A 6573-nucleotide genomic window follows, 5' to 3' on the forward strand; every position below is an offset into this window, starting at 1 on the left:
CAGTGCCATGTGTATCGGCCGCAGACGCGTGTGCTTGATCACCTTTCGACCAACGGCACTGCAGCGTGGTGAATTGGTGCCCTGGTGAAGTGCGCGGCGATGGGGTCCTGTGTCCGGATAGCAGAACGCCCCGGGGGTGGCCGGGGCGTTTCGATGGATCTTGAAGCGCCGGGTTGTGCGCTGTCTGGCGCTGTTGCGTCGGGCCGTACCCGCACCCCAACCCCTCTCCCGGGAGAGGGCGGTTCAGCAGCCGTGGACTTAAAACTCGCGCCAGCTCGCATCGTTGTCGGTAGCGACTGCCAAGGCCGGCCGCTGCGCCGCGGCGGATCTGGCTGCAGGCCTGGCTGTCGCAGACCCGGGCTGCCGGGGAGCGACCGTCGGAGCGACGCCCGCCAGGTATTGCGGGGCAGGGCGGTGCGTCGCCGCCGGCTGCGTTGCGCCGGGATGGGTCTTGAAGATCGACACGGCATCGGCCAGCTGGCCGGCCTGTTCCTCCATTGCGCGTGCGGCCGCCGTGGCTTCTTCCACCAACGCGGCGTTCTGCTGGGTGGCTTCGTCCATCTGGGTCACGGTGAGGTTGACCTGCTCGATGCCGGCCGATTGCTCCTGCGAGGCGGCGGAGATCTCGCCCATGATGTCGGTGACGCGTTGTACGCTGGCCACGATGTCGGCCATGGTCTTGCCGGCCTGGTCCACCAGCGCCGAGCCTTCGGACACCTTGCTCACCGAGTCGTCGATCAGGTGCTTGATCTCCTTCGCGGCACCGGCGCTGCGCTGCGCCAGCGTGCGCACCTCCGAAGCTACCACCGCAAACCCACGCCCCTGTTCGCCGGCACGCGCGGCTTCCACCGCCGCGTTCAACGCCAGGATGTTGGTCTGGAACGCGATGCCGTCGATCACGCTGATGATCTCGGCGATCTTCTTCGAAGAGACTTCGATCCCGGACATGGTGGTCACCACCTGCGCCACCACGCTGCCGCCCTGCGAGGCGACCGACGCCGCGCCGATCGCCAACTGGTTCGCCTGGCGTGCATGCTCGGCATTCTGTTTGACAGTGGAGGTGAGCTCTTCCATCGAGGCGGCGGTTTCTTCCAGGTTGGCCGCCTGCTGCTCGGTGCGCTGCGACAGATCCTGGTTGCCGGCGGCGATTTCGCTGGCGGCGGTATTGATCGAGGTGGTGGCGTGCTGGATGCGCCCGACGATGCCCGACAGCTGCTCGGTGGTGGCATTGGCGTCATCGCGCATCTGCGCGAACACGCCATGGAACTGGCCGTGCATGCGCTCGGTCAGGTCGCCGGCGGCAATGGCCTGCAGCACCTTGGACAGCGAGGCCAGGTTGGCGTCGGCGGTGGCCATCAGCTGGTTGAGGCTGTCCACCATGGCGTGGAAGTCGTACTGGAAGCGCTGCGCATCGCCGCGCACACTGAAATCGCCGTTGGCGGCGGCTTGCGCCAGTGTCTTGATCTCGCGGTTCATCGCCGAAAGATTGGCCTTGACGGTATCCATGGTGTCGCTGAGCACGGCCTTTTCGCCGGGCAGGCGCTGCATGTCCTGGCTCAGGTCACCGATCGCGTAGCGCGACATGATCTGCGCCAGACTGGTCTGCAGGGTCACGTGCGCGCCGACCAGGTTGTTGGTGTCGTGCACCATCGTGCCGAAATCGCCGGGAAATGCCTGCGGATCCATGCGGTAGCTGATCTGCCCGGCGTCATGGCGTTGCGCCATGTCCGACTGGGCGGCCAGCACGGCCTGCAACTGCTGCTGCATGCCCTGCATGCTGTGCAGCAATTGCCCGGCTTCGTCGCGGCTATCGACCTGGATGACGTTATCCAGCTTGCCCTGCGCGATGGCACCGGCCACGCGGGTTGCACGACCGAGCGGGCCGGCGATGCTGCGGGCGATGAACCAGCCCGCGAACGCGGCCAGCAGCACTGCCAGGATCATCGCTGCAATCATCACCTGTACCGAGCGTCGATAGGCTGCTTCGGCCTGATCGATCTCGTTGGTCATGTGTGCGGTATTGAACTTGGTGAGCTCCACCAGCTTGGCAAACAGCTCGCGCCGCGCCGGACGCGATTGCTCGTCGGACACGGTATTGGCGGTCACCAGATCGCCGGCGCGCACTGCGGCGCTGAGCGCGGCGTTGGCCTTGTAATAGTCGGCCAGGGTCAGCTTGACCGCCTCGTACAACTCGGTCTCCTTGCCCGGCGTGGTGGTCTTGGCATAGGCGCTCTGCGCGGCGTCCACATCGGCACGCGCCTTGTCCATGCGTTCGAAATAATTCTGCACCGCCTTCGGGTCGTCGGCGTGCGCCAGCTGGGCCAGCTCGTAGGTGCGGAATTCGCCAAGCAGCGCGCGCATTTCGCTCAGCTGCTGCACTGCCGGCGCCCACACGTTGCCGATTTCGCGCAACAGGTGCGCGCTCGACTGCATGCGCGCAAGCGCAAACACGCCCAGGCTCAGGGTGATCAATGCGGTAAAGGAAAACGCCACGGCCAGCTTGCGGGCAACGGCAAGATTGCGGAACCAGTTCATAGTGGTCTTCTCGTGTTGCAGAGAACGACTGGCCTCGTGGGCTCCGTCACTAGGCGGGCCAAGGACGATGGCGGAGTCGAAAGATCCGGACAAAGGGCCAGAATCTCCGTCGGTCGTGTCGGGCCGGACGGGTGTCACTGATGCCGGCAGTCCCCATACTGCCGGCGATCGCTCCGGGTCCGGCCGCTTGGCGGTCGTCTCATGGAGCCTTGCACTGCGGCGTCCCTGCCGCAAGGTGGTGCGTTACGCGGCCTGCGGCACCTTCAGCGAGCGCACCAGGCCACCGATGTCCACGATCAGCGACACCCGGCCATCGCCGAGGATGGTGGCGCCGGAGACGCCCGGAATGCGGCGGTAGTTGTTTTCGATGTTCTTGACCACGACCTGTTGCTGGCCGAGCAGTTCGTCCACTTCCAGCGCGATTTTCTGGCCGTCGCCTTCGACCACCACCACCAGCGGTTCCTGCGAGGACTGCTGCCCGCCGAAGCCGTAGTAGTTGGTGAGCGACAAGATCGGCAGATACTCGCCGCGGACCCGCAACACACGGCCGTCGCCGGCCATCGAGCGGATGTCTTCGGCGGCCGGCTGCAGGGCTTCGAGCACATAGGCCAGCGGCAGGATCAGGGTTTCGCCAGCCACCGACACGGTCATGCCGTCCAGGATGGCCAGGGTCAGCGGCAGACGGATCAGCACGCGGGTGCCGCTGCCGGCATTGCTTTCCAGCTGCACTTCGCCGCCCAGGCCCTGGATATTGCGGCGGACCACGTCCATGCCCACGCCACGACCGGACAGGTCGGTGACGGCATCGGCGGTGGAGAAGCCGGGTGCGAAGATCAGGTCCCACACCTGCGAATCGGTCGGGTTGTCCGGCACGGCAATGCCGCGTTCGGCGGCTTTCTCCAGGATCTTGGCGCGGTTGAGGCCACGGCCGTCGTCGCTGACCTCGATCACGATGTGGCCGCCCTGGTGCGAGGCCGCCAGCGTGATGGTGCCGGTCTCGTCCTTGCCGGAGGCGCGACGCGCATCGGGCATTTCCAGACCATGGTCGATCGAGTTGCGCACCAGGTGGACGAGCGGGTCGGCGATCTTTTCGATCAGGCCCTTGTCCAGTTCCGTGCCTTCGCCGATCGTGCGCAGGCGCACCTGCTTGCCGAGACGGCTGGACAGGTCGCGCACCAGCCGCGGGAAGCGACGGAACACCGCATCGACGGGCAGCATGCGCACGCCGATGACCGCTTCCTGCAGGTCACGGGTATTGCGTTCGAGCAGGTCCAGGCCGGCAAACAGACGCTCGGCATGCGCCGGGTCCAGGCCGGTGGAGACCTGCTTGAGCATGGCCTGGGTAATGACGAGTTCGCCGACCAAGTTGATCAGCGCGTCGACCTTGTCGACGCTGACGCGGATCGAGCTTTCCGCTTCGGCAGCCGCGGCCTTGGGCGGCGTTGCGGCAGCCGCGGCCACCGGCTCGGCGGCAGCGGCCGGAGCCGCCGGAGCTGCGGCGGCCTCCGGTGCGGCCGGTGCGTCCACGGCCAGGCTCGGCGGCGGGCCGGGCACCGCCATCGGGCGGATGTCCAGCTCGCAGTCGTCCACGACCCAGGCAAAGGTGTCTTCGATCTTGCTGCGCGGGATCTTGCCGATCAGGCCCAGATCCCACGCCAGATAGGCTTCCAGCGGGTCGATGTTTTCAAAGCCGGGCATGCGCTCCAGGCGCGCGGCGATCTGCAGCGGGCCCAGATGCTCCAGCTCGCGGATGATGCGCAACGGGTCGTTGCCGCTCATGAACAGCGACGGCGCCGGGGTGAAGCCGATGTGCCAGGCTTCGGGCTCTTCTTCCTTCGGCTTGGCAACCGCGGCGGCTGCCGGGGCTTCGCCGGCCAGCACCGCGTTCAGGCGCGTGTGCACGGCCTTGACCGCGGCCGGGTCGGCCGGCGTGCCGTGTTCGGCTTCGCGCAGCAGGGCGCGCAGCACGTCGACCGAGCCGAGCATGGCATCGACCGCATTGGGTTCGAGCTGGCGCTTGTTGGAGCGCAACTCGTCCAGCAGCGTCTCCAGCACGTGGGTCAGGCCGGCCACGGCCTCGAACCCGAACGTGGCAGCGCCGCCCTTGATGGAGTGCGCGGCACGGAACACCGAGTTGATGATTTCCGGGTCGCGGTTGCCCTCTTCAAGGGACAGCAGCCCGGCCTCCATCGCATCGAGCCCTTCGCGGCTTTCCTCGAAAAAGGTGGCGTGGAAACGTTGCAGGTCCATGCTCATGGGCGTGAAATCCGAAAGTGAAGCGAAAAGGAATTAACCCAGAACCTTCTGGACGGTGGCGATCAGCTGTTCCGGATTGAACGGCTTGACCAGCCAGCCGGTGGCACCGGCCGCCTTGCCTTCGGACTTCTTGTCGGCCGCCGACTCGGTGGTGAGCATCAGCATCGGGGTGAACTTGTAGTCCGGCAGCTGGCGCAGCTCGCGAATCAGCGAGATGCCGTCCATGTTGGGCATGTTGACGTCGGTGACCACCGCATTGAAGCGCTGGCCCTTCGCGCGGCCCAGCGCAACGGCGCCGTCTTCGGCTTCTTCGACGGCAAAGCCGGCAGAGGTGAGGGCGAAAGAGACCATCTGGCGCATCGACGCCGAATCGTCCACCACCAAGATACGTGCGCTCATGCGGCGTTCTCCACAGATTTCAGGTTGTCATTGGATGCGGAAAGCCCCAGTGCGTCGGTGACGCCGAGCAGACGTGCCGCATCTCTAAAAGTGTCGTTGCAGCCATCGAACTCGGTGTGCAGACCGGCCTGGCGGCGGCTCTGCACAAAGGCGCAGAGCAACTGCACGCTGGCGGTGTGGATACGCCGGACTTCACCGGCATCAAGCACCAGGTCGCCGTCCTGGGTAAGGAATCCGGCAAGCTTCTGCTTGAGGTCGGCGCTGGTCTCGATGCCGAGATCCTCACCCAATGTCACTGTGCTCATTGTTGCTCCGAACGGATGGTTCTATGCGTACTAACGGCGGAAGGCGGAAAAGCTTTAACGGTGAATCGGCAACACGCCAGATTGTGCAAGCTGCGTATCAATGCAGCAGGTGCGTGGCATCGAGCAGGATCATCGGCTGATGACCCAGGCGCGCGACACCGCGGAACAGGTTGTTGGAAATGCGGCACAGGCGGGCGTTGTCCGGCGGCTCGATCTGCTGATCGGTCAGACTGGTGACATCTTCCACGGCCGACACACGCAGGCCCATGGTTTCGCCGTTTTCTTCCAGCACCACCACACGCGTTTGCAGGTCCATGTCGACCGGCGTCGAGCCCAAATGGATGCCCAGGTCGATCACCGGCACCACCTGGCCACGCAGGTTCATGATGCCGAGCATCGCGCTGGGCGTGCCGCGCAGCGGCAGCAACGGGACCGGTAGTACCACTTCCTGCACCTTGAGCAGTTCCAGCGCATAGGTCTGTTCGCCGCAGCGCAGACGCAGCCAGCGGGTGCTGCGTTCGCTGGCACGGCGTTCGGCTTGGATCGTGTCGGCCTGGCCGGGGGCCAGCAGCGCCTGCAGACCTTGGGGATAGACCGGGCCGGGTGCCGCGCGCGGCGGTGCCGGCGCTGCACGCGGCGTGGGTGCCGGCGCGGGCGTGGGTGCAACGGCGGGTGCGGCATCCAGCCCAAACGCCGGGTCGGCATCCATTTCTGCGAGCAGGTCGGCAGTGAGCAGATCGACCGCGGAGCCCGGCGCGCCGAAGGCAGGATCGGCATCCATTTCGGCCATCAGATCGGCGGTGCTCATGAACGCGCTGGGTGCCGCCTCGGCAAACGCCGGGTCGGCATCCATCTCGGCCAGGAAATCGGCGGCGATGTCGGCGGCGCTGGGGCCGGCCACCACCGGCGGACCGAAGGCTGGGTCGGCATCCATCTCGGCCAGGAAATCGGCAGCGATGTCGGCGGCGCTGGGGCCGGCAACCACCGGCGGGCCGAAGGCCGGGTCGGCATCCATCTCGGCCAGGAAATCGGCGGCGATGTCGGCGGCGCTGGGGCCGGCCACCACCGGCGGACCGAA

At 66.4% G+C, this 6573-nt stretch carries 5 protein-coding genes; all 5 read right to left on the reverse strand.

Annotation, left to right across the window (positions count from 1 at the left end; translation table 11 throughout):
- Positions 1 to 258: 258 nt before the first annotated feature.
- Complete coding sequence (locus ABQZ09_RS17155; RefSeq protein WP_349777473.1) at positions 259 to 2535, reverse strand: methyl-accepting chemotaxis protein; 2277 nt, start codon at positions 2533 to 2535, stop codon at positions 259 to 261.
- 243 nt (positions 2536 to 2778) lie between these two features.
- Positions 2779 to 4791 carry a chemotaxis protein CheA gene (locus tag ABQZ09_RS17160; protein WP_349777474.1) on the reverse strand — a complete coding sequence of 671 codons (2013 nt, stop codon included), beginning with the start codon at positions 4789 to 4791 and terminating at the stop codon, positions 2779 to 2781.
- Between the two features lie 33 nt (positions 4792 to 4824).
- A complete protein-coding gene (locus tag ABQZ09_RS17165; RefSeq protein ID WP_002806565.1) occupies positions 4825 to 5190 on the reverse strand; it encodes a response regulator in 366 nt (121 codons plus the stop codon).
- Positions 5187 to 5495 carry an STAS domain-containing protein gene (locus tag ABQZ09_RS17170; RefSeq protein WP_039413671.1) on the reverse strand — a complete coding sequence of 103 codons (309 nt, stop codon included), beginning with the start codon at positions 5493 to 5495 and terminating at the stop codon, positions 5187 to 5189. Before ABQZ09_RS17170 ends, ABQZ09_RS17165 begins: the two co-directional genes overlap by 4 nt.
- Positions 5496 to 5592: 97 nt before the next feature.
- On the reverse strand, positions 5593 to 6573 hold a 981-nt coding region (locus tag ABQZ09_RS17175; RefSeq protein ID WP_349777475.1), incomplete at its 5' end, for a chemotaxis protein CheW.

This window comes from Xanthomonas sp. WHRI 6106 (assembly GCF_040202405.1).
In the GTDB taxonomy this organism is placed as follows: Bacteria; Pseudomonadota; Gammaproteobacteria; order Xanthomonadales; family Xanthomonadaceae; genus Xanthomonas; species Xanthomonas cannabis.

Bases quoted from the DNA above. Each gene is read 5' to 3' on its own strand.
- ABQZ09_RS17165 (WP_002806565.1), bottom strand. From the start codon at position 5,190: ATGAGCGCACGTATCTTGGTGGTGGACGATTCGGCGTCGATGCGCCAG.
- ABQZ09_RS17160 (WP_349777474.1), bottom strand. From the start codon at position 4,791: ATGAGCATGGACCTGCAACGTTTCCACGCCACCTTTTTCGAGGAAAGC.
- ABQZ09_RS17155 (WP_349777473.1), bottom strand. From the start codon at position 2,535: ATGAACTGGTTCCGCAATCTTGCCGTTGCCCGCAAGCTGGCCGTGGCG.
- ABQZ09_RS17170 (WP_039413671.1), bottom strand. From the start codon at position 5,495: ATGAGCACAGTGACATTGGGTGAGGATCTCGGCATCGAGACCAGCGCC.